General features: G+C 71.5%; 18 protein-coding genes. 11 read left to right on the top strand and 7 right to left on the bottom strand.

Going from position 1 to position 22,564, the window contains the following annotated elements; all coding sequences use genetic code 11:
• Positions 1-78: 78 nt before the first annotated feature.
• Positions 79-672 carry a histidine phosphatase family protein gene (locus ACIBK3_RS24100; RefSeq protein WP_399368570.1) on the top strand — a complete coding sequence of 198 codons (594 nt, stop codon included), beginning with the start codon at positions 79-81 and terminating at the stop codon, positions 670-672.
• Positions 673-889: 217 nt separating this feature from the next.
• On the opposite strand, the gene ACIBK3_RS24095 is transcribed toward ACIBK3_RS24100, so the two are convergent.
• A complete protein-coding gene (locus ACIBK3_RS24095; RefSeq protein WP_399368568.1) occupies positions 890-2,359 on the bottom strand; it encodes a tetratricopeptide repeat protein in 1,470 nt (489 codons plus the stop codon).
• A gap of 308 nt (positions 2,360-2,667) precedes the next feature.
• Between ACIBK3_RS24095 and ACIBK3_RS24090 the strand changes: the two genes are divergently transcribed.
• Together ACIBK3_RS24090 and ACIBK3_RS24085 are read left to right on the top strand one after the other, a co-directional pair.
• On the top strand, positions 2,668-3,081 hold the full coding sequence (locus ACIBK3_RS24090; RefSeq protein WP_399368921.1) for a hypothetical protein: 414 nt from the start codon (positions 2,668-2,670) through the stop codon (positions 3,079-3,081).
• Between the two features lie 281 nt (positions 3,082-3,362).
• Entirely contained in the window at positions 3,363-4,232 is an 870-nt protein-coding gene (locus ACIBK3_RS24085; RefSeq protein ID WP_399368566.1) for a spermidine synthase, read from the top strand.
• An 83-nt stretch (positions 4,233-4,315) separates the two neighbouring features.
• On the opposite strand, the gene ACIBK3_RS24080 is transcribed toward ACIBK3_RS24085, so the two are convergent.
• Positions 4,316-4,882 carry a hypothetical protein gene (locus ACIBK3_RS24080; protein WP_399368564.1) on the bottom strand — a complete coding sequence of 189 codons (567 nt, stop codon included), beginning with the start codon at positions 4,880-4,882 and terminating at the stop codon, positions 4,316-4,318.
• A 121-nt stretch (positions 4,883-5,003) separates the two neighbouring features.
• Here ACIBK3_RS24080 and ACIBK3_RS24075 point away from each other — a divergent pair, with 121 nt between their 5' ends.
• Both ACIBK3_RS24075 and ACIBK3_RS24070 read left to right on the top strand, forming a co-directional pair.
• A complete protein-coding gene (locus ACIBK3_RS24075; protein ID WP_399368562.1) occupies positions 5,004-5,708 on the top strand; it encodes a response regulator transcription factor in 705 nt (234 codons plus the stop codon).
• Complete coding sequence (locus ACIBK3_RS24070) at positions 5,705-7,114, top strand: sensor histidine kinase (protein WP_399368561.1); 1,410 nt, start codon at positions 5,705-5,707, stop codon at positions 7,112-7,114. Before ACIBK3_RS24075 ends, ACIBK3_RS24070 begins: the two co-directional genes overlap by 4 nt.
• A gap of 341 nt (positions 7,115-7,455) precedes the next feature.
• On the opposite strand, the gene ACIBK3_RS24065 is transcribed toward ACIBK3_RS24070, so the two are convergent.
• Positions 7,456-8,907 carry a GH1 family beta-glucosidase gene (locus tag ACIBK3_RS24065; RefSeq protein WP_399368559.1) on the bottom strand — a complete coding sequence of 484 codons (1,452 nt, stop codon included), beginning with the start codon at positions 8,905-8,907 and terminating at the stop codon, positions 7,456-7,458.
• A gap of 737 nt (positions 8,908-9,644) precedes the next feature.
• Here ACIBK3_RS24065 and ACIBK3_RS24060 point away from each other — a divergent pair.
• From ACIBK3_RS24060 to ACIBK3_RS24040, 5 genes are all read left to right on the top strand, one after another.
• Positions 9,645-10,964 carry an ABC transporter substrate-binding protein gene (locus tag ACIBK3_RS24060; RefSeq protein ID WP_399368557.1) on the top strand — a complete coding sequence of 440 codons (1,320 nt, stop codon included), beginning with the start codon at positions 9,645-9,647 and terminating at the stop codon, positions 10,962-10,964.
• A 439-nt stretch (positions 10,965-11,403) separates the two neighbouring features.
• Positions 11,404-12,399, top strand: a complete 996-nt coding sequence (locus tag ACIBK3_RS24055) for a carbohydrate ABC transporter permease (protein ID WP_399368555.1) — start codon at positions 11,404-11,406, stop codon at positions 12,397-12,399.
• A 14-nt stretch (positions 12,400-12,413) separates the two neighbouring features.
• Positions 12,414-13,334, top strand: coding sequence for a carbohydrate ABC transporter permease (locus ACIBK3_RS24050; protein ID WP_399368552.1), 921 nt, complete (start codon positions 12,414-12,416; stop codon positions 13,332-13,334).
• 181 nt (positions 13,335-13,515) lie between these two features.
• Positions 13,516-14,979, top strand: coding sequence for a GH1 family beta-glucosidase (locus ACIBK3_RS24045; protein WP_399368550.1), 1,464 nt, complete (start codon positions 13,516-13,518; stop codon positions 14,977-14,979).
• A 173-nt stretch (positions 14,980-15,152) separates the two neighbouring features.
• A complete protein-coding gene (locus ACIBK3_RS24040; RefSeq protein WP_399368548.1) occupies positions 15,153-16,208 on the top strand; it encodes a LacI family DNA-binding transcriptional regulator in 1,056 nt (351 codons plus the stop codon).
• A 495-nt stretch (positions 16,209-16,703) separates the two neighbouring features.
• On the opposite strand, the gene ACIBK3_RS24035 is transcribed toward ACIBK3_RS24040, so the two are convergent.
• Both ACIBK3_RS24035 and ACIBK3_RS24030 read right to left on the bottom strand, forming a co-directional pair.
• Positions 16,704-18,158, bottom strand: coding sequence for a cytochrome P450 (locus ACIBK3_RS24035; RefSeq protein WP_399368546.1), 1,455 nt, complete (start codon positions 18,156-18,158; stop codon positions 16,704-16,706).
• Entirely contained in the window at positions 18,155-19,108 is a 954-nt protein-coding gene (locus tag ACIBK3_RS24030; RefSeq protein WP_399368544.1) for an SDR family NAD(P)-dependent oxidoreductase, read from the bottom strand. Before ACIBK3_RS24030 ends, ACIBK3_RS24035 begins: the two co-directional genes overlap by 4 nt.
• A gap of 66 nt (positions 19,109-19,174) precedes the next feature.
• Between ACIBK3_RS24030 and ACIBK3_RS24025 the strand changes: the two genes are divergently transcribed.
• A complete protein-coding gene (locus ACIBK3_RS24025; RefSeq protein ID WP_399368542.1) occupies positions 19,175-19,633 on the top strand; it encodes a nuclear transport factor 2 family protein in 459 nt (152 codons plus the stop codon).
• 50 nt (positions 19,634-19,683) lie between these two features.
• On the opposite strand, the gene ACIBK3_RS24020 is transcribed toward ACIBK3_RS24025, so the two are convergent.
• Both ACIBK3_RS24020 and ACIBK3_RS24015 read right to left on the bottom strand, forming a co-directional pair.
• Positions 19,684-20,103, bottom strand: coding sequence for an ester cyclase (locus ACIBK3_RS24020; protein WP_399368540.1), 420 nt, complete (start codon positions 20,101-20,103; stop codon positions 19,684-19,686).
• A 30-nt stretch (positions 20,104-20,133) separates the two neighbouring features.
• Positions 20,134-22,539 carry a KR domain-containing protein gene (locus tag ACIBK3_RS24015; protein WP_399368538.1) on the bottom strand — a complete coding sequence of 802 codons (2,406 nt, stop codon included), beginning with the start codon at positions 22,537-22,539 and terminating at the stop codon, positions 20,134-20,136.
• Positions 22,540-22,564 lie beyond the last annotated feature (25 nt).

Raw genomic sequence — 22,564 nt, 5'->3', positions numbered from 1 at the left:
TCGCCCGCCGGGTTGCCCTCGCACAGCGTGCGGGATGATGGAGGGATTCCACCTGCGATTCACCCGGAAAGGTCCCCCATGGCACCGCGCATCCTGCTGGCCCGGCACGGACAGACGGAGTGGTCGCTGTCCGGACAACACACCGGCAGGACCGACGTCCCCCTCCTGGAGGAGGGCCGGCGCGGCGCCAAACTGCTCGGCGAGCGTCTGCACCGGGCGCCGTACGACGGCCTCGACGGGGTGGAGATTCGCACCAGCCCGCTGGCCCGCGCGCGGGAGACGTGCGAACTCGCCGGCTTCGGCGAGCGGGCGCACACCTGGGACACGCTCATGGAGTGGGACTACGGCGCCTACGAGGGTCTGACCCCGCAGGACATCCAGGCCCGTCGGCCCGGCTGGCTCATCTGGCGCGACGGCGTGCCGGAGGGCGAGTCCCCCGCCGAGGTGACGGCCCGCGCGGACGAGGTGGTCGCCTGGGCGCGGGAGGCCGACCGGGACGTGCTGGTCTTCGCGCACGGGCACATCCTGCGCTCCATAGGCGCGCGCTGGCTCGGCCTGCCGCTGGACTTCGCGGCGCGGATCCGGCTGAACCCGGCCTCGCTGTCGATACTCGGCTGGGCGTACGGCGAACCGGCCATCGAGAGCTGGAACGACCTGGGGCACCTGTCCTGAGACGCTGACCCGCGCGGGCGGTCCGCGGCGGCGAGGCGTGTCGCCTTGGGCACGTGTCCTGAGGCGGGCGGCCGGTTCAGGCGGTACGCGGTTGTCAGGCCTGCTGACCTGGCGCACGTGATCCTGAGGCCTGGTGACCCGCCCGGGCGGTCCGCGGCGGCGAGGCGTTTCTGATCTTCGGCACCTGTCCTACCGCCTCCTACCGCCGGCGGCACTCTCAAGCGGTCCGCGGCTGTGAGGCGTGCCTCTCCAAGAAGGCCGACACCCCGGACGCGCGCCGGTGCGGACGCAGGACCCGTGCCGTGGCCGCCAGCATCGTCTGGACGCGGGACGACTGGACCTCTCCCAGCAGGTCCAGCACCTTCATGCCCGCCGCGGCGGCCTCGTCGGGTCGGCCCCCGCGCGCGAGGTCGTCGGCCAGCTCCGCCGTGTACAGGGCGATGTTCCGGGTGAAGTGCGGATCCTGTAGGCGGGCCGCCCGGCGCGCGTGCCGGGCCGCGCGCGGCCAGTCGCCCAGCGTCGACCAGCACTGCGCCTCCAGGCCCTCCAGCTCGGCCTCTCCGTAGAAGCTCATCCACTCGGGGTCGGCGTCCGAGTGGCCTCGCTCATAAAGGGCCTGCGCGCGGGCGAGCGCCTGTTCGCAGCCGGTGCGGTCGGCGAGCCCCGCCCAGCCGCCCGCCTCGCGCAGCGCGAGCAGGGACATCAGCCGGGCCGAGCCCAGCGGGCGGGCGACGCGCTGCGCGGCCTGCGCCGCCCGGACCGCCTCACGCGGGCGTCCGGCGTCACGCGCGAGGAACGCCGTGTTGCAGAAGGCGTGTGCCTCCAGGGCGTCGTCGCCGCTCATCCGGGCGGTCGCCAGGGCCTCCGCGTAGTGCGAGCGGGCGTCGTCGTAGCGGCCCGAGTCATGGGCCAGCCAGCCGACCGAGATGGCCAGTTCACCGGCCCCGGAGTGGAGCCGGTCGGCGGTCGTCTGGCGGGTCACGCCGGCGTCCAGCAGCGCGTACGCGGCGCGCAACGGAACCGCCGCGCGCCGGTAGAGACCGTCCGCGCCGTGCCGGTCGTCGAGCAGCCGGATTCTGCGGACGGCCTCCTCGAGGGCGGTCGCCTCGCTCCCGCCGACCCGGCGGACGGGACGGTCCGCGGCCGCGGCGTCGAATGCGAGACCCAGCGGGCCCAGCGAGGCGGCGGCCACCGTGGCGCCCCCGCCGGTCATGAATGCGCGACGCAGCACGTCGCTCTCCTCGTAGTTGTCGTGCGTCTCGTACGGTCCATGTGTGCCGTACGGATCTTGTGTGTCCTGTGTGTCATACGGCTCGTCCGCCCCCCGCGTCTCGCCCGGGGTGTCCGCCGGGCTTGAGGTGCCTGCGGGGGGCGGGTGCTCGGCTGCGAGCGGCCGGCGTCCGCGTACGGACGAGCGGGGCGCGAACCCGAGGTCGGTGAGCGTGCGGCCGGGGAACATATGCAGGAACACCCGTTCGTACGCGTAGTTGGGGCAGCGGATCTCACCGGCCTCGACGCGGCCGACGTAGCGCGCGTCGCAGCTGACCCGCTCACCGATCTCGCGGGCGGCCCGCCGTACCGCCGCGGCGAACTCGGCCGGCGAGCGCTGTCCGCGCAGCTGCCGGAACGCGAGATTCGGCCGAGGTGGTGTGGGGGGCTGAGACGAGGTCACCATTGACGACGCCATGGCCGGGTCCTCTCGTGCGAACCGTCGAACCATGCCGGAAGCGGGGTGAACGCGCGGTGAGCCGACTGCTGTGCCGACGTGGTCACCCTGGTTTCCGGCGGGCAAGAACGTACCCGCTGTGCACGGTCCGCCACGCAGGGTTTGGCTACAAACCGGATATCTCATACGGGATCTGCCATGAACTGCCATCCTTTGCGGCGTACTTCGGCCGTAGCCGTTGACGTGTCGCCGCGTTGGACTCGGTGGACCGGGAGCCGCCCGACTCCCGACCAGGTCGTTGGAGGAGGGGTTCCGTGGTGGAGGCCGCGATGGAGACCAGCCAGAGCACCGATCCGTGTACGCAGGCCGCGGCCGGCGTGCCGCCTTCCTGTCCGGACACCGCGTGCGATCTCGTGACGGTGCCGACCCGACAGGGGCTGGAGGCGGTCGACATCCTGCGCCGGGGGGTGGGCGACGCGGTGGGGCCCGTACTGCACGACGACGGCGGCGGCACGCTGGGGTTCCTGGTCCCGCCGGGCACCGCGGCGGCGTGGGACATGCCGGGAAGCACCTGCACGGAGACAGACGGGCAGGGCCTGAGACTCAGCCCCGAGCCGCCGGTCGAGGGCTCGGACTGGCTGCTGCCGCCGGGGGACGCGGACCTCGCGACGGATCCGGCGGTGCTGCGAGCGGCACTGGGGGAGGCGGCACGTTTGATCGAGGTGGCGGACAACTGCCGGTGACCTTGACGCGGGCTGAGGCCGTGGACCGGTGTGATGATCTCGGCGTGGGCTTCGGTTGTGGACCGGTGTCGATGATCTGGGCGCGAGCCGAGGCTGTGGACCGGTGTCGATGATCTGGGCGCGGGCCGAGGCGGCGGACCACCGCCGGTGAACTTGGGCGCGGGCCGAGGCGGCGGACCACCGCCGGTGACCTGGGCGCGAGCCGAGGTGGCGGCCAAGCGTCCATGACCCCTGCGCGAGATCGCTGAGCCGTCCCCTCCGCCGCACCGGATAATGGCGCAATGGGAAAGTCCAGGAACCCCCGGCGCCAGAGCGCGGCCGTGAGCGCCGTCGTCGAGGCCGTCGACGGTGGGCTCGCCGAGCTCATACCGGACCGGGACCGGGCACGGGCCTGGACGTTGCTCCTCGACGGAGCGCCGCAGTCGCATGTGGACCTGGACGATCCGGCGTATCTGTCCTTCGAGTACCAGCGGCGGCTCGGGCATGTCGTCGACCTGATCGCACCGCCCGGCCGGCCCGTGCACGTCGTGCACCTCGGCGGCGGCGCGCTCACCCTCGCCCGGTACGTCGCCGTCACCCGCCCCCGCTCCACCCAGCAGGTCGTCGAACGGGACACGGCCCTGGTCCAACTGGTCCGCCGAGAGCTGCCGTTGGCGCCGAACGCACGTATCCGGGTCAGGTCGGCCGACGCCCGCGAGGGCCTCGCCAAGGTGCCCGACGGCTGGGCCGACCTCGTCATCGCCGACGTGTTCAGCGGGGCCCGCACCCCCGCCCACCTCACCTCCACCGAATTCCTGGACGATGTCCGCCGGGCCCTGAAACCCGGCGGCTGCTACGCCGCGAACCTCGCCGACGGACCGCCGCTGGCCCATCTGCGCGGTCAGATCGCCACCGCGGCGGCTCGTTTCGGGGAACTCGCACTGGTCGCCGACCCGACCGTGCTGCGCGGCAAACGCTTCGGCAACGCGGTCCTCGTAGCCTGCGACCACCCGCTCCCGCTCGCCGAACTCACCCGCCGCGCCGCTTCGGACCCGCACCCGGCCCGCGTCGAACACGGCAAGCAGCTCACCGACTTCACGGGCGGGGCGGTCCCGGTGACGGACGCGGCGGCCGTGGCGTCGCCCGCACCACCGCCGTCCGTCTTCCGGTGACCCCGCCGTCCGTCATCGGCCGACCCGGCCGTCCGCGGTCCGGTGCCCCCGCGGTCCGGCGGCCCAGTGGGTCGTGCGGTGGCTCAGTAGGTCCCGATCTCCACCCGCGGCGGCCCGTCGTGCCAGGTGCAGAACACCGACACCCGGTCCACGCCCGAGGCGAACTCCACCCGGATCCACGACTCCGTCTTCCACACCTGCATCGACCAGCCCGTGCCCGGCGTCGCCGAAACGAGCGTCGCGGAGGTCTTCCCGAGGTCGAACACCGCGCGCCCGCCGTCGGTGTCGTAGCTCTTGACCTGGCCGGATGTGGTGGCGGAGGGGCTCGCGGCCGGGGTTTTGGAGGGAGCGGAAGCCGACTCGCCAGACCGCGTCCCGCTCGGGCCCGGGGACGGACTGCTCGCCGACGGACCGCTCGGTGACGGACCGCTCGGTGACGGACCGTTCGTCCGCGAAGGAGTCGGCCGGCTCGTCGAGGACACCGGCGGCTTCGACTCCCGCGCGGTCGCGCCCGCCGCCGTGACGGGCAGGGCGCGCGGCGGATCGTAGGCCGTGCCGGCCATCACCGTGTGGACGCCCCACCACGACAGCGTGACCGCCGCGCCGGTGGCGAGGAGCCAGGCAAGCAGGTGTACGAATCCTCTGCGCATCGCGGGCCATCCTGCCTCACCCGCCCCACCCGTGTACCCCGGCCTCCCGGGGTTGTCCACAACCGGGAAGTTGTCCACAGGCGCCGGAAGGGCCTGTGCCGCATGGCGTACGGTGCGGCGCATGGCAAGTGTTCTCGTGGTCGAGGACGACCAGTTCGTACGCTCGGCGCTCATCCGGCACCTGACCGACGCCGCACACACCGTGCGCAGCGTCGGTACGGCACTGGAGGCGCTGCGCGAGGTCGCCCACTTCCGTTTCGACGTGGTCATCCTGGACCTCGGGCTGCCCGATCTGGACGGCTCCGAGGCCCTGAAGATGCTGCGCGGCATCACCGACGTCCCCGTGATCATCGCCACCGCCCGGGACGACGAGACGGAGATCGTGCGCCTGTTGAACGCGGGCGCGGACGACTACCTGACCAAGCCGTTCTCCGTCGACCACCTCTCGGCCCGCCTGGCGGCCGTCCTACGACGGTCCCGCACCGCCTGGGGGGAGGCGCCCTCGGGCACCGTGCTGCGCGTCGGCGGCCTGAACGTCGATCCGCTGCGCCGGCAGGCCGAGTTGGACGGCGTAAGGCTGGACCTCACCCGCCGCGAGTTCGACCTGCTGGCCTTCCTGGCCGGCCGGCCAGGAGTCGTCGTCCCCCGCAAGGAACTCCTCGCCGAGGTGTGGCAGCAGTCCTACGGCGACGACCAGACCATCGACGTCCATCTGTCCTGGCTGCGGCGCAAGCTCGGCGAGACGGCGGCGAACCCGCGCTATCTGCACACCCTGCGGGGAGTCGGCGTGAAGCTGGAGCCGCCGGGAGCGGAGGCACCGCGATGAGATGGGCCCTGGTCAAGGTGTCGTTGGCGGTCACCACCATGGTCGTGGTCGCCTTCGCGATTCCGCTCGGTCTCGTCATCAGGGAGATGGCCCGGGACCGCGCCTTCTCCAACGCCGAACGGGAGGCCGCGGCCGTCGCCCCGGCCCTGTCCATCACCACCGACCGCGACCAGTTGGAGCGGGTCGTCGCCTCCGCGGGCTCGGACGCGGGCATGGCCGTGCACATTCCGGCGTCCGGATCCGCAGCGGCGGTCGACCTCGGGCGCCGGCGCGCCGCCGACGCGGACATCGCGACCGTACGCAGGCTGGGCCGGGCCTCCACCACCGAGGTGCCCGGCGGTTCCACCCTGCTCCAGCCGGTCGCGCTGAGCTCCGGCGAGATAGCGGTCGTCGAGGTGTACGTCCCCGAGTCCGAGGTCAGCAACGGTGTCGCCACCGCCTGGGCGGTGCTCGCGGGCGTCGGGGTCGCCCTGGTCGTCGGGTCGGTCGCGGTCGCCGACCGGCTGGGCGTACGGATGGTGCGGCCGGCCCAGCGGCTGGCCGAGGGCGCGCACGAACTGGGGGAGGGGAAGCTGGGCGCACGGGTGCCGGAGGAGGGGCCGAGCGAACTGCGGCTGGCGGCGGTGGCGTTCAACTCCATGGCCGACCAGGTCGTCCAGTTGCTGGCGAACGAGCGGGAGTTGGCGGCCGATCTGTCCCACCGGCTGCGGACCCCGCTGACCGTGCTGCGGCTGAACGCGGCCTCGCTCGGGGACGGGCCGGCCGCCGAGCAGACCCGGGCCGCGGTCGCCCAGTTGGAGCGCGAGGTGGACGCGATCATCCGGACCGCCCGGGACGCCAAGCCGCAGACCGCGGCCGCCGGACCCGGTGCCGGGTGCGACGCGGCCGAAGTGGTGCGGGAGCGGATGGCGTTCTGGTCGGCGCTGGCGGAGGACGAGGGCCGTAAGTGGCGGATGGCCGGGGCGGACCGGCCGGTGCGCATACCCGTGGCCCGCGCGGACCTGGCCGCCGCCCTCGACGCCCTGCTCGGCAACGTGTTCCGGCATACCGCGGAGGGCGCCGCCTTCGCGGTCGACCTGCACAATGGCGAGGACGCGGTGATCGTGCTCGTCTCCGACGCGGGGCCCGGTATACCCGACCCGGAGGCGGCGATGGCGCGCGGCCGGGGTTCGGGAAGCGAGGGCTCGACCGGGCTCGGGCTGGACATCGTGCGCCGGCTCGCGGAGTCGACGGGCGGCGACGTACGCATCGGCTCGTCCGTGCTCGGCGGGACGGAGGTGCGGATCTGGATCCAGCTGGACGGGCGGGAGGGGGCGCCGCCGAGACGGGGGCATCGAGGCTCGGTACGACGCCGTCGGCCCGGCCGATCGGTCACTGCCTTCAACCGGTCCCGATCCCTTCCTTAAGGGCGCCCTGCGATCCTCAACGCCCAACCCGACAGGCCGTTTGCCCGATTCCGGATCGCCGGCGTGCTGCCGCACCCCACCCCGGGGAACGCCCGGAAGCCCCGGGAAACCCCCGGGACCCCGGGAAACCCCGTGAGCAGCGAAGGCAGGTACGCGCATGAGCACGCGTCGACGCGAGGTCAGTGGCAGGAACAAGGCGATGGGCGGGGCCCTCGCCGCGGCCGTGGTCGGCGCTGGCGCGCTCCTGTCTCTGAAGGGTCCCGCCAGGCCCCCCAGCCGCACCACTCGGGGCGCGGCACCCCCGCCGGATGCCGCGCCCCGTCCCCCCGCTCCCCCAGATGTCAGTCCGTTGCCGCCAGTGGCGGCAGGTCGGCCTCGGTGACCGGCGGGAGGGTGCCCGTGCGGGCGGCCTGGGCGTACCAGTGGGCGCTCGACTTCCGGGTGCGGGTCAGGGTGGCGTAGTCGACGTAGACCGCGCCGAAGCGCTTGCCGTAGCCGTAGGCCCACTCGAAGTTGTCCATCAGGGACCACAGGAAGTAGCCACGGACGTCCGCGCCGTCCGCGATCGCACGGCGGACCGCCGAGAGGTGGCCGTGGAGGTAGGCGATCCGCTCCGGATCGTGCACGCGGCCGTCGGGGTCCGGCTTGTCGTCGTAGGCCGCGCCGTTCTCCGTGATGTACAGGGGGAGACCCGGGGCCTCGCGGCTGTAGCGCATGATCAGGTCGTGCAGGCCGGTCGGGTCGATCGTCCAGCCCATCTCCGTGCGCTCGCCCGGTGTCTGGTGGAAGGCGACGTCGTCCGCGCCCGGCCAGGGGGAGAAGGAGCTGGCGCCGTGACCGTCGGCGCGCGGGGCGTCGGCGTGCGGGTCCGCCGCCGACACCAGGGCCGGCGTGTAGTAGTTGAGGTGCAGCGCGTCCAACGGCTGGTGGATGGCGGCCAGGTCGCCGTCCTGGACGTACGACCAGTCCGTGATCCTCTCCGTCGCGGCGTACAGCGTCTCCGGGTACGCCCCGTGCAGCATCGGGCCGTGGAAGACCCCGTTGGCCAGGTCGTCGATCTTCTGGACCGCCGCCAGGTCCGACGACTCCCGCGAAAGGGGCCGCACCACCGAGGAGTTGAGGCTGACCGCCACCGAGTTGCCGGCCGGCATCCCCGCGCGCAGGGCCGTCGTACCCAGACCGTGCGCCAGGTTCAGGTGGTGCGCGGCCTTCAGGGACGCCGCCGCGTCCGTACGGCCGGGGGCGTGCACGCCGGAGCCGTAGCCCAGGAACGCGCTGCACCACGGCTCGTTGAGCGTGATCCACTGCTCCACCCGGTCGCCGAGCGCCTCGCCGACGATCTGCGCGTACTCCGCGAAACGGTACGCCGTGTCGCGCTCCGGCCAGCCGCCCGCGTCCTCCAGCGCCTGCGGCAGGTCCCAGTGGTAGAGCGTGATGGCCGGCTTGATGCCGTGCGCGAGCAACTCGTCGACCAGCCTGCGGTAGAAGTCCAGGCCCTTCTGGACGGCCGGCCCCCGGCCCGCCGGCTGTACCCGCGGCCACGAGATGGAGAAGCGGTACGCGCTCAGGCCCAGGTCCGCCATCAGCGCCACGTCGTCGCGGTAGCGGTGGTAGTGGTCGACAGCGATGTCACCGGTATCGCCGCCGGCCGTCTTGCCCGGCGTGTGGCTGAAGGTGTCCCAGATGGACGGCGCACGGCCGTCCTCGCGCACCGCCCCCTCGATCTGGTACGCGGAGGTCGCGGCGCCCCAGAGGAAGCCTGGAGGAAAAGTCACGCGCTTGAGGTCGGGCATGGAATCGCTCTCGTGAGTCGGGGGCACCATTATGCATGGGAGCGCTCCCACGGCAACAGGGTGCTGAGAGAAGATCAAGGGGGGCCACCAAAGCAGGGCGAGGAAGGGCGAGGGGGTCGAGGAGGGGCGAGGAAGGTCGATGAGGGGGCTCCTCCTCAGTTCGTTCGCTTCGGTCCAGGCTGCGCCCATGACCCCCTCCGACGACGGACCTCCGGGACAGCGGGCAGCTGTCCGGCGGCGCTCATCGTTCACCTTCCGGAGTTCGGCGGGCGGCCCGCCTCCGCCCGGCGCGGAAATTCCCGCGACGACACCGGCGGGTGGCGCGGGCGCCGTGACCCCGGGAGCGCCTCGCCGGTGATCTGCGTGAATCCTGCGGGAGGCCGACTGATGTCCGGCCGGCGACGCGTCGCCGTGCGACACATTGACGTGACGCCCGGAACACGCTTGCGCAACAACGCCGTCTTCAAGTCTTGACACTCGGCCCGGCAGCAAGGAGTCTTCCGGCATGCCGCGTGGGAGCGGTCCCACGGAGTGTCGGGGGCTTGCTCCCGTGTGGACCGAACTACCAAGGTCCTTCCCTCTGTCTCACATGGCACATGCGTTGACCAGCACTTTTTCACCGCACGTCGAGTGCTGTGAGCTGTCCGCTGCTGGAACCGAGAGGGCAGGTCGGGAGCGTCGAACCCCGACGGTCCGATTCCTGAGATCCCGTTCCCACTGGAACAAGGAGTAGTGGAATGCGCATCACCCGTACCGGCGGTGGTCGCGGCCGCCATGCAGCGGTCCTGACCACAACGGTCCTGACGGCCTCGGCCCTGCTGCTGACCGGCTGCAGCGACGACGGCTCCTCGAACACCTCGGACTCCAACGGGAACATCACTCTCACGGTGGCCGACTACGGACAGTTCGGTTACAAGGAAGCCGGCCTGTTCGCCAAGTACCACGAGCTGCACCCGAAGATCACGGTGAAAGAAGAGACCACCGCCAACGAGCAGGACTACTACCCGAAGCTTCTTCAGCAGCTGAATACGGGCAGCGGCCTGGCGGACGTCACCGGCATCGAGGTCGGTCGCGTCAAGGAGGTCGTCGACACCCAGGCGGCCAAGTTCGCCGACCTGAGCAAGTCGATCAACGTGGACGACTGGCTTTCCTGGAAGGAGAAGCAGGCCACGGCCAAGGACGGAACGGTCATAGGCGCCGGCACCGACATCGGCCCGATGTCGCTGTGCTATCGCAGGGACCTCTTCGACAAGGCGGGCCTGCCCAGCGACCGCGAAGCCGTCGCCAAGGCGATCACCGGCGGCTGGGAGGACTACCTCAAGCTCGGTGAGCAGTACAAGAAGAAGGCTCCCTCCGGTACCTACTTCATGGACTCCGCGAGCGCCATGTACAACGCGGTCGTCAGCTCCAACGCGAAGCAGTACTACGACGCCGACGGCAAGGCGATCTACAAGGACAGCCCCGCCGTGCAGCAGGGCTGGAACCTGGCCGCCGAGGCCGCGTCGAAGAAGCTGACCAAGGGCCTGGCCCAGTTCCAGCCCCCCTGGCAGGCGGCGCTGCGCAAGGGCACCATCGCCACCGTGGTGTGCCCCGCCTGGATGGCCGCCCAGATCTCCACCTACTCCGGTGACTCCTACAAGGGCAAGTGGGACATCGCCCGTGCGCCCGGTACGACCGCGGCCAACTGGGGCGGCTCCTTCCTGGCCGTCCCCAAGAGCGGCAAGCACGTCAAGGAGGCCACCGACCTGGTCAAGTGGCTGACCTCCCCCGAGCAGCAGGCCGCCGTGTTCAAGGCGGTCGGTATCTTCCCGTCGAACAAGGGTGCTTACGAGCTCGCCGATGTGAAGAACGCGAAGCTTCCGTACTTCAACAACGCCCCGATCGGCCAGATCTACGCCGACGAGGCCGCGGCCATCCCCGAGGCCGTACTCGGCCCGAAGGACGCAGCGATCAAGGACACGATCTCCACGCAGATCAACAACATGGAGCAGCGGGGCACCAAGCCCGACAAGGCGTGGGACGCGGCGACCGAGACGATCGACAAGGCGATCGGCTGACACGCGCCGGTGCGGGCGGCCCCGCTGCCCGCACCGCGCTGTGGCGCGCGGGGCCGTGGGGCGGCTCCTGCCGCAGGCGCGAGCGGACCGGTCGTCAGACGCCGGTCTGCTTCGCGGCGTCCGGCAGACACTCACCGGACGTCGCGGAGCCGACCGGCGGCGGGTGACCGGAGCCCGACGACGTGACCTGGGCCGAGTGCTCGGCTCCGTTCGAGCAGGAAGCCCCACGTCGCCCGCCGCGGCAGCACCTGGTGTCGCGGCACCCGCCGCCCGGCGGCCGCACCCGCCGGGCCGACCCTGCCCCACACGGGCTTCGGTCCGCGGCGCGGGCCGCTCGCTCCCGTACCGATCCGCACAGGGAGCGGCGGGGCCGGCGCCCGGCCCGTAACCTCGCCTCCCGCCCGTACCCGGCCGAGATCCCCAGGGAAGGACTCCCTCCGTGGCAACGACAGTCCCCACACGGGGTGCCCACACCCCGCCAACCGGCGGCTCCGGCGCCGCGTCGAACGGACACAGCAAGTGGCGTACCCGGCTGTGGCGCTTCGACGACAAGGCGTCACCGTACGCGTACATCGCTCCCTTCTTCCTCGTCTTCGGCGCCTTCGGGCTCTACCCGCTCCTGTACACGGGCTGGATCGCCCTGCACCGGGTGGAGATGACGAGCCTGAACCAGTCCGAGTGGGTCGGCTTCGACAACTTCACCAGGATCCTCCAGGACTCCGAGTTCTGGACGGCCGTCACCAACACCTTCGTCATCGGCGTCATCTCGACCGTCCCGCAGCTGATCGTGGCCCTGGGCCTGGCCCACCTGCTCAACTACAAGCTGCGCGCCAGCACGTTCTGGCGGACGGTGATCCTCACCCCGTACGCCACCTCCGTGGCGACCGCGGCCCTGGTCTTCGCCCTGGTCTTCCGGGCCGACGGCGGCCTGCTCAACTGGGTGCTGCACTTCGTCGGCCTCGGCGACACCGACTGGGCCAACGGCGAGTGGACGTCCAAGATCGCCATCTCGGTCATCGTGATCTGGCGCTGGACCGGCTACAACGCCCTGATCTATCTGGCGGCCATGCAGGCCGTGCCCACCGACCTGTACGAAGCGGCCTCGATCGACGGAGCGACGCGCTGGCAGCAGTTCCGCAAGGTGACCATTCCCTCGCTGCGGCCGACGATCCTGTTCACCATCGTCATCTCGACCATCGGTTCCATGCAGCTGTTCGGTGAGCCGCTGCTGCTGGAGGGCGGCACGCTCGGCTCCGTCGGAGGCAGCGAGCACCAGTACGAGACTCTCAGCATCTATCTCTTCAACTACGGCTGGAAGCTGGGACATCTGGGGCCGGCCGCGGCCGTGGCCTGGGCCATGCTCGTCCTGCTGCTGCTCATCGCCCTGATCAACTGGATCGTCGGCCGGCTCGTGCGCAAGAGCGCCGCGGCCTGACGGGAGCGATATCGATGACCACGACCAGTCCCATCAAGACCGCACCGGACTTCGTCCCGGCACCGCCGGCCGCCTCCGCGGGCAAGCGCGGCGGCCGTTTCAAGCTCGGCGCCGGCCAGCAGCTCAAGGGCGGCCCGTTCACCTATGTCGCTCTGATCGTCGTCGGCCTGGGCTCCATCTTCCCGCTGTACTGGACGCTGGTGGCCGCCTCGCACGACCAGCAGCGGGTCCTGGACAGCCCCCCGCCGCTCCTGCCGGGAGGCCGGCTGTGGAGCAACCTCCAGGCCGCCTGGGAACAGGCCCACCTGGGGAAGGCGATCGTCAACAGCGTCGTGGTGGCCGGCTGCATCACCGTGGCCACGCTGTTCTTCTGCACCCTCGCCGGTTACGCCTTCGCCAAGATGCGCTTCCGCGGCCGCGGCGCCCTGATGACCGCGGTCATCGCCACCCTGACGATCCCGCCGCAGCTCAGTGTCGTCCCGCTGTTCATGATGATGTCGGACATCGGCTGGGGCGGAAAACTGGAGTCGGTGATCTTCCCGACCCTCGTCGGCGCGTTCGGTGTCTTCTTCATGCGCCAGTACCTGCTGGAGGCTCTGCCCTACGAGCTCATCGAGGCGGCCAAGGTGGATGGGGCGAGCAACATCCGCATCGTGTGGAACGTGGTCCTGCCCGCGGCCCGCCCCGCGATGATGGTGCTCGGCATGCTCACCTTCGTGCAGGCGTGGAACGACTTCTTCTGGCCCTTCCTCGCCCTGAACCAGGAGAACCCCACCCTCCAGGTGGCACTCGGTCAGCTCAGCGCCTCCTACACCCCCGACCAGAGCATCGTCATGGCCGGAGCGCTGATCAGCACCCTGCCGCTGCTGCTGGTCTTCGTGATCTTCGGCAAGCAGATCGTCGGCGGCATCATGGCGGGCGCCGTCAAGGGCTGACGCCAGGCCGCCGCCAGGGTGCCGGTCCGACAGTGCCGCGCACCCGCCCCGTTCGCCGTTCCGTACGGCCCGCCCCACGTGGGCCGTACCCGGCCGGGCGCCCACCGCCGTGCCCCGTCCGCTTCCCCCCGCCCGGATCACCGTCCGGCCCTTCCTCAGCCACTTTGGGAGCGTTCTCACCATGACCGCCGTTCGACCCGAGACCATGGCCCAGTCGGCCGCAGACCTCTCCTTCCCGCCCGGCTTCATCTGGGGTGCCGCCACCGCCGCGTACCAGGTCGAGGGTGCCGCCGCGGAGGACGGCCGAACCCCCTCCATCTGGGACACGTTCAGCCACACCCCCGGGAAGGTCCGCAACGGCGACACCGGTGACATCGCTGCCGACCACTACCACCGGTACCGCGGCGATGTGGCGCTGATGAAGGAGCTCGGCCTCAAGGCCTATCGCTTCTCCATCTCCTGGTCCCGCGTGCAGCCCACCGGCCGCGGGCCCGCTGTCGAGCGGGGCCTCGATTTCTACCGCCGGCTCACCGACGAGCTCCTGGAGGCGGGCATCACCCCCGTCGTCACCCTCTACCACTGGGATCTGCCCCAGGAACTGGAGGACGCGGGCGGCTGGCCGCACCGCGACACCGCGCGCCGCTTCGCCGATTACACCGAGATCATGGCCCGGGCCCTCGGGGACCGGGTCGGCCAGTGGACCACCCTCAACGAACCCTGGTGCTCGGCGTTCCTGGGCTACGGCTCCGGCGTGCACGCTCCCGGGCGTACCGACCCGGCCGCCACCCTGCGCGCCGCTCACCACCTCAACCTGGCTCACGGCCAGGCGATCGGGGTGCTGCGCGCGAACCTGCCGGCGTCCGCGCAGACCTCCATCACCTTCAATCTGCACGAGGTGCGTCCGCTCACCGGCAGCCCCGAGGACGCCGAGGCCGCACGCCGCATCGACGCGGTCGGCAACAGGATCTTCACGGGCCCCGTCCTGGACGGCGCCTACCCCGAAGACCTGCTCGCCGACACCGCCCGCATCGTCGACTGGGCAGAGCTCGTGCACGACGGCGACCTGGCCGAGATCTCCCGCCCCATCGACGTGCTCGGCGTCAACTACTACGCGCCGACCGTGGTCTCCATGGCCGACGGTGGTGCCGGCGCCGGCACCACCAAGAACGACGGGCACGGTGCGAGCGACCACTCTCCGTGGACCGGCTCGGAGCACGTCGACTTCCATCTCGCCAACGACGACCTCACCGCGATGAACTGGGCCATCGACCCCAATGGGCTGCACACCCTGTTGACCGCCCTGGCCGCGTCGCACCCGGGGCTGCCGCTGATGGTCACCGAGAACGGCGCCGCCTTCGACGACTACATCTCTCCCGAAGGCCAGGTGAACGACCCGCAGCGGATCGCCTACCTGCGCTCCCACCTGGACGCCGTTCGACGGGCCGTCGCCGACGGGGCGGACGTGCGCGGCTACTTCCTGTGGTCCCTGCTGGACAACTTCGAATGGGGCTACGGCTACTCGAAGCGCTTCGGTGCCGTCTACGTGGACTACTCCACCCAGCGCCGCATTCCCAAGGCGAGCGCCCGCTGGTACGCCGAGGTGATCCGCAGGAACGAGCTGCCGACCGCCGGCGAGCAGGAGTGAAGCCCGACCGCCCGCGCTGAGGGGCGCCGCCCCGACACCGGCGGCGCCCCCGTGCGTCCTTACGGCGACTCGGTGGGAGAACCCCGGTCGACGAGGGACGATGCGGTCGGGGGCGGCCGGGCCCCCGGCTGTTACATTCCTGGCCTGAAGGCTGCAAACGGAAGGCGGCGACTATGCCGGTCAACGGTGGACGAAGCCGGGGCGGGCGACGGCCGACCCTGGAAGAGGTCGCCGCACGCGCCGGCGTCGGCCGCGGCACGGTGTCCCGGGTGATCAACGGTTCGCCCCGGGTCAGCGACGCGACGCGCGCGGCGGTGGAGGCCGCGGTCGCGGAGCTCGGCTATGTGCCCAACACGGCCGCGCGCGCCCTGGCGGCAAACCGCACGGACGCGATCGCCCTGGTCGTCCCCGAGCCGGAGACCCGCTTCTTCGCGGAACCGTACTTCTCCGACATGTTGCGGGGTGTCGGCGCGGAGCTTGCCGACACCGAGATGCAATTACTGCTGATCTTCGCGGGCAGCGACCGTGAGAGGCAGAGACTGGCCCAGTACCTGGCGGCCCACCGGGTCGACGGCGTCCTGCTGGTCTCCGTGCACGCCGACGACCCCCTGCCCGACATGCTCTCCCAGCTGGAGATCCCGGCCGTCATCAGCGGCCCGCGCTCGGCCGCGGAGACGCTCCCCTCCGTCGACTCGGACAACTACGGCGGCGCCCGCTCGGCGGTCGAGCACCTGCTGGCCCGCGGCAGCCGGGCGGTCGCCCACATCACCGGCCGCCTCGACGTGTACGGCGCCCAGCGCCGCGTCGACGGCTACCGCGACGCCCTGCTCGACGCGGGGCACAAGGTGGACGAGCGGCTGATCGAGACGGGTGACTTCACCGAGGAGGGCGGCCGACGGGCGATGACCAGGTTGCTGGCCCGCCGCCCCGACCTGGACGCGGTCTTCGCCGGCTCGGACGTGATGGCGGCCGGCGCCGGCCAGGTCCTGCGCGAGGAGGGCCGCCGCATCCCCGACGACGTCGCCCTCGTCGGCTACGACGACTCCGCCATCGCCCGCCACATGGACCCGCCCCTGACCAGCGTCCGCCAGCCCATCGAGGAGATGGGCCGCCGGATGATCGACCTGCTGCTCACGGAGATCGCGGACCGCCGCCCGGCGGTCACCCGTGAACTGGAGCGGCGCAAGGTGGTACTGGCGACGGAACTGGTGCCGCGGCGGTCGTCCTGACGCCGTCTCACGGGTGACGGCGAGCGGCGGGAGCGGGCCGGCATCAGCGTGCCGTTCAGGCCCGCGGCGCCGCCGCCGATCACCGTCTTACGGGTGACGCCGACGGCCCCGCCCCGCGAGGTCACGCCGGTGCCATCCCCGGTGCGGTCGCCGCCGGGGCCGTTCGGTGCGGTGGGTGGTGAACCACGCGATGCCCAGGATCGCCTTCGGCCGGTGCGGCGAGTGCGGGCACCTCCCGCGCCCCCGCCCTTGAGGCAGTGGGGGAGCGTGCCGGGCGTCGCGACGGGGCGAACGTTGCCTGACGCGGTGAGGGTCGCGGGAGGAGACACCCGGGCGGGGTGGACCCCCGGCCCGCTCTTCGCTCCCCGCGGCACCAGCCCGCGCGGTGCGCGACGGCCGCCCCGCGCTTGCGACCGCTGCCGGGTCTACGCGCCTCCCGCGCTTGCGACCGCTGCCGGGTCTACGCGCCTCCCGCGCTTGCGACCGCTGCCGGGTCTACGCGCCTCCCGCGCTGTAGGGGCACGCGGACTCCGCCCGCCCCGCCGCCCCGGCGATGGTCGGCGCCGGCACGGGCGGCGTCCGGTTCTCGCGCGGGCGCAGCCGCACCATCACGTCGCGCAGGGGCCGCAGGGAGATGACGGGAGAGCCGTAGCGGAGCGCGTCGCCCGGGATGAGGTTGATGCGGAACCGCTGGTTGATCATCGCCACGATGATCCGCAGTTCGAGCAGGGCCATGGAGTTGCCGACGCACTGCCTCGGGCCCGCTCCGAACGGGAAGTACGCCATGCGCGGGCGCTCCCGTACGGCCTCGGGGGTGAAGCGGTACGGATCGAAGGCCAGTGGGTTGTCCCAGTGGCGCGGGTTGTGGTGCGAGGCCAGGGGCGAGAGCAGGATGGACGAGCCGGCCTCGATGTCGTAGCCGCCGAGGGTGTCGGGGCCGACGGCGGCGCGCGGGAAGATCCAGATGGGCGGGTACATCCGCAGGCTCTCGTCCACCACCATCCGCGTGTACGTCAGGTCGGCCGCCGTTTCGGCGTCAGGGGTGCCGCCGCCGAGAACACGACCGATCTCCTCGTCCAGCTCGTCCTGCACGTGCGGATGGTTGGCGATCGACAGCAGTGTCCAGCACAGGGAGACGGCCGTGGTCTCGTGGCCGGCAAGGTAGATGGTGAGCAGTTCGTCCCGCAGTTGCCGGTCGGTCCACGGCTCGCCGGTGACCGGGTCCGTGGCCTGTTCCATGAGGGCGATCAGCGGACCCTCACCGGTGCGCGCGTAGCTCTCGCGGACATCCCGGACCACCTTGTCGAAGACCTGGTGGATGTGGGCGATCTTGCGGTTGCGGGCGGTGGGCAGCCAGGACGGGAGCATCTCCGACGGCGTGCCCCGCCGGAACATCACCTCCACCACGTCGTCCACGATCCGCTTCAGTACGCGGGAGGAGGGCTTGATGTCGTAGGCGAACAGCGAGCGGCTGAGCGTGACCAGGGTGAGCCGCAGCATCTCGGTCATCAGGTCCACGGGCTCGTCCCGCGCGGTCCTGGCCTCCCACTCGTCCAGCATCTCCCCGGTCGCCTCGACGATGTTGGGGACGATGTCGGTGACCGCGTTCTTGAGGAACACCGGCTGCACCGCCCGGCGGTGCCCGCGCCAGAACTCGCCGTCCGTGGTGAGCAGGCCCTTGCCCATCACCACACCGAACTGCTCGTACAGCGGCCCGCGGACGTAGTTGGCGTTGTTCTCCACCAAGACCCTGCGCACCGCGTCGGGGTGGGTGACCTGATGGACGGTGAACGGCCCGAGCCGCATACGGACCATCTCTCCGTGGTCGCGCTGGAGGCCGAGCAGGAAGTCGGCGGTGTTGCGGCGCCAGGGACCGAGACTGCCGAGGAGAGGAGCGCCCTTGGGGCCGGGGGCGGTGCGCGTGGCCGGTGCTGCTGTGGTGGTGGTCATCGGGGGTCCTTCCCTGGGGAGGAGGTGCGGGTGAGAGGTGCGGTCCGCCGGCCCGCGGACGTCGCACCGGCCGGGACGGGCCGCCCGGCGGTCCGGCGCGGCACCGGGAACGCGCGCCGCACGAAGAGGTGGTCGAAGACCGCGTCCGGTGCCAGCCGCCGCAGTGCGAGGGTGCTGCGAGCGAGGAACCCGACGGTGTAACGGGCGCGGGGGCGGCGTTTGCGGGCAGCGCGTTCCACGACGCGGGCCACGTCGTCGGCCTGCACGGTGAAGGTGCCCGCCAGGGTGCGGCGGCTGCCGGTGTAGATCGCTTCGAAGTACTCGGCGGTGCGCTCGCGGAACTCGTCGTAGACCTCGCTGACCGACGGCAGGTTGTCCACGTACGTCGCGCCGAAGTTGGTGGTGCGCACCGGGCCGGGCTCGATGAGTACGACCTTGACGCCGAAATCGGCCGTCTCCAGACGGAGCGCGTCGCTGAGCGCCTCGACGGCGTGCTTGGACGCCTGGTAGAAGCCCCCGCCGGGGACCGCGTACCGGCCGAAGATCGAGGAGATGTTGATGACGGTCCCGGTGCCGGCGGCCCGCATGCCGGGCAGCACCAGCTGGCTCAGGCGGGCCAGGCCGAAGACGTTGGTCTCGAACTGCCGCCGCATCTTTGCGAGTCCGATCTCCTCGACGACACCGGAGGCCGCGAATCCGGCACTGTTCACCAGGGTGCCGACCGATCCGTGGTCCGCTTCGACGGCGTCGACGGCCACGCGCATGCTGTCCTCGTCGGTGACGTCCAGCCGCAGGGTGCGGATGCCTTCGGCGGCCAGCTCGGCGAGCGTTTCCGGCCTGCGCGCGGTGGCGTACACGAGCATTCCGGCTCGGTGCATCCGTCGGGCGCAGGCCCGTCCTATACCGGATGAACAGCCGGTGATCAGTACGGGGTCGGGTCGGGTGTTCAAGATGTCCCTTTTCTCTTGGCCGAATCGGACGGTTTGGGGCGGGGGTTTCCGGAAAGGCGACCGTGCATGTATCACCGGATCGTGGCCGCGAAGCTGCGCAAAGCATTCTCCGACATCAACTCCGGAAACTGGCAGTCCATGGTGGACACTCTCGCACCCGAATTCACTTACGTCTTCTACGGTGAGCACGCGCTCTCCGGCGAGCGGAATACAATCGAATCCATGAGCCTGTGGTGGGAGCGGGTTTTCCGTCTCATTCCCGATGCCGAATTCGAACCGCAGGAGATCGTCATTTCCGGTGGCCCCTGGCTGACCAAGGTGGCCACCCGGGTACAGATCGGCGGACCACTGCCCGACGGCACCCGCTACGACAACGTCATGACCCAGTTCATGTATCTCAAGTGGGGGCGCATCACCGAGATCCACACCCTGGAGGACACCGTCGTCCTCCAGCGGGCGCTGGACCGGATCGCCGCCTCCGGCAACACCGAAGCCCACGCCGAGCCCATCACGGACAAGCGCTAGGCCCCGCGACCGGCACCGGCACCCGCGCGGGTGCCGGTGCCGGCGTGTGGTCAGCCGAAGGCGCCCAGCTGCTTGGCGAGGTCGAACGCGTCCAGGGAGAACCAGCTCTCCACGATCACCCCGTCCCGGAACTCGTCGATGACGATTCCGGGAACGGCGAACTCCCGGCCCACGGCCGGAATTCCCTCGTACGGCTCCCCGGTGTGGGTTCCCCGCGCGGTGAACCGGCTGACGACCTTGTCGCCCTCCAGGATCCAGTCGTCCACCGTCACGTGCAGGTCGGGGAAGGAGGCCCGCTGGATCCGCACCCATTCCTTGAGGTGCTCCACACCCTCCTCGCTGTTCGGGGCCGTTCCGTGACTGATGTGGTCGGAAGCGGCGCCCTCGTAGATGACGTCCAGGTTTCCCTTGTTGAGGCACTCCTCGTAGTAGCGCTCCAGAACGGCCTTGTTCCTCAGGGTGTTCGACATTTCTTGGCTCCTCTCATGGGGAAATCAGTGTCAGTGGGCTGCGATCGGGCCCTCGAAACCCGTCAGCGTCATGACGCGGGCACCGGAGGACGCGCTGTTCACTTTCCATATGCCGAGCACGGGATCCCCTTCGATGAGGGAATTGCCGTCCTCCGCGGCGTGCAGCGTGACGCGTCCGACGGTCAGCGGGTCGACGGCGACCGAGAGACCCGCCCCTTGCCGCGTGCACAGCCGCACCACGTTCTCCAGCGCGGACACGGGCAGGCCGGTGCGCGGGACGGCCGGTGTCGCCCACAGGTCGCCCGGCGCGCAGGGGCGTACCTCGCCCGCCCAGCGGCGGTCCTCGGTACGGGTCCACCGCGCGCGAGGCACCACCGACGAACGCCAGCGCAGGCGCTCGGGCCCGGAGCGCCAGGTCGTCGTCGGGGTGACGCCGCTGCGGGGAGGGGCAGGCGGGCGCGTGCCCCCCGGGGCGTAGACGATGCGTGCCCTCGCCTCCGGGGCCGGAGCGCTCATGCCGCCGGGGCGGCGGAAGCGCGCCTCGACCGTCCAGGTACGTCCGTCCTGGGCGCCCCGGATCTCGCGTTCCAGGACCGTCGCGGTGCCGTCGAGCCCGAGCAGGTCCAGCGGGATGACGACGTCCTCCAGGCAGTCGATCCTCAACTCCGGGAAGTCCGGGGGCACGACCCACTCCGCGCCCCTGAGCGCGTTCTCCAGCAGCAGGCTCACCGGGACCGCCTCGGCGCCGTCCACCAGGAAGTCCGTCAGGACCGGCGTCGTCTCCCGGTCGAAGCGGACCTGTGAGACCAGCCGGGCGTGCGGCTCGTAGGAGGTGACCTCGCCGAGGTGGTGGATCTTCGGGTAGACGTCGGCGTATCCGGGCAGGTCGGGCACGACGGGGTAGCCGGTGGCCTGGCCGGGGTCGATGGCGTCGCCGAGCGGTCCGACGAAGGTGACCTCACCGCAGGAGCCCGCCAGCAGCTCGTCCCGCCACTTGGCGAGGCCGTCCGAGACGCCGAGCGGGGCCATGTAGCGGCGCGTCGCCGAGAAGTTGGCGATGAGGCCGATGCGGTCCCAGGTCGGCCAGGCGAGCGTCATCACCGGGTAGTCCGCCCGCCGCTCGGCCCAACGGCCCAGCCGGGCCAGGCCCTCGTTCGCCGCGGCGTACTCCAGCTGGCCGACCATGCCGCCCAGCCGGCCGGTGAGCGAGCCGACGTTGCAGAAGAACTTCAGCCGGTGGCCGGCGAGTTCCCCGAAGAGGTGGACGAAGCTGCCGATCTTCGTGCCGACCGTGCGAAGGATGTCGTCGTCCGTCTTCTTCGGCAGCCTCGCCGCGTGGTCCACGCCCGCGTTGTGCACGACGCCGGTCAGCGCGTCGCCCTCCCTCCGCAGCAACGCGCGCACCTGCTCCGGGTCGGTGAAGTCGCACGGGACGTACTCGATGGGCAGTCCGCGCTTCCGCGCGGCGGTGAGGTTGCCGGCGAGTTCCCACAGGCGGCGGGTACGGGCGATCTCGCGGCGGATCTCGGGCAGCGGACGCCCCCGGCGGTCCGACCACACCTGCTTCTCGTACGCCTTCAGCTCCGCCTCGGTCACGCCGAACCAGGGCTCTCCCTCGGAGGGGAACGGCTCCCGGCCGGTCACCAGGATCCGGGTGCCGTGCTTCTCGGCGAGGGTGCGGGCCAGCTCCCAGCCGATCCCGCGCCCGCCGCCCGAGACCAGCACACAGTCGTCAGGGCCCAGCCGTACGGTGGGCGGACCGGCGGGGCGGGCGCCGGGAGACAGGGTGAGGCGGCGCCCGTCGCGGTGGCCGACCTCGAGCTCGCCCGGTCGGCCCAGCTCGCTCACGACAAGGCCGGGCAGGTCCGCCACGGCGGACTGCGCGATGTCGACGACCCGGGCGTTGCAGTTGGGGAACTCCCGGTGCAGGGTCTTCGCCAGCCCCGCCCAGATGCCTCCCAGGGGCTGGGCCAGGTCGTCGTCCGGGTGCTGTCCCATGCCGCCGCCGAGGTAGGTCACGGCCAGGTAGAACAGCCGTCGTGCGGAGGTCTCCGCGGCCCAGTCGTCGTAACTCTCGCGCAGTGCGGCCACGGTCCGCAGGAGGGGTTCGCGCCATACGTCCGCCAGGTCCTCGTCGGCGGTCGTGTGCAGGGTGAGGTCGACGATCGCGTCCACCGCGCCGTCGCCCGGGGCCGGGGCGGGCGTGTCAGGCGTGCGCCTGCGCACCCGTGCCCCGTGCGCGGTCAGTTCGCGTTCGACCGCCTCGGCGCTCACGTCGTCGGCGGCGAGCACCAGGACCCGCATCCCGGCCAGGCGGGACGGGTCCCCGGTGAGCGGCGGCAGGGTGGTGGGCCGCCACACCATGCGGGTGGCGGGCTGCACCGACGGGTCGGTCGCCTCCCCGGTACCTGTGGGGATCTGCGAGGACGTCAACATGTCCGCGCTCCTTCCTCGTCGCGGC

The sequence above is a fragment of the Streptomyces sp. NPDC050287 genome, from assembly GCF_044459385.1.
Classification (GTDB): domain Bacteria; phylum Actinomycetota; class Actinomycetes; order Streptomycetales; family Streptomycetaceae; genus Streptomyces.
Note: the sequence above shows the minus strand (reverse complement) of the source record. Positions and strands in the feature narration are given on the sequence as shown.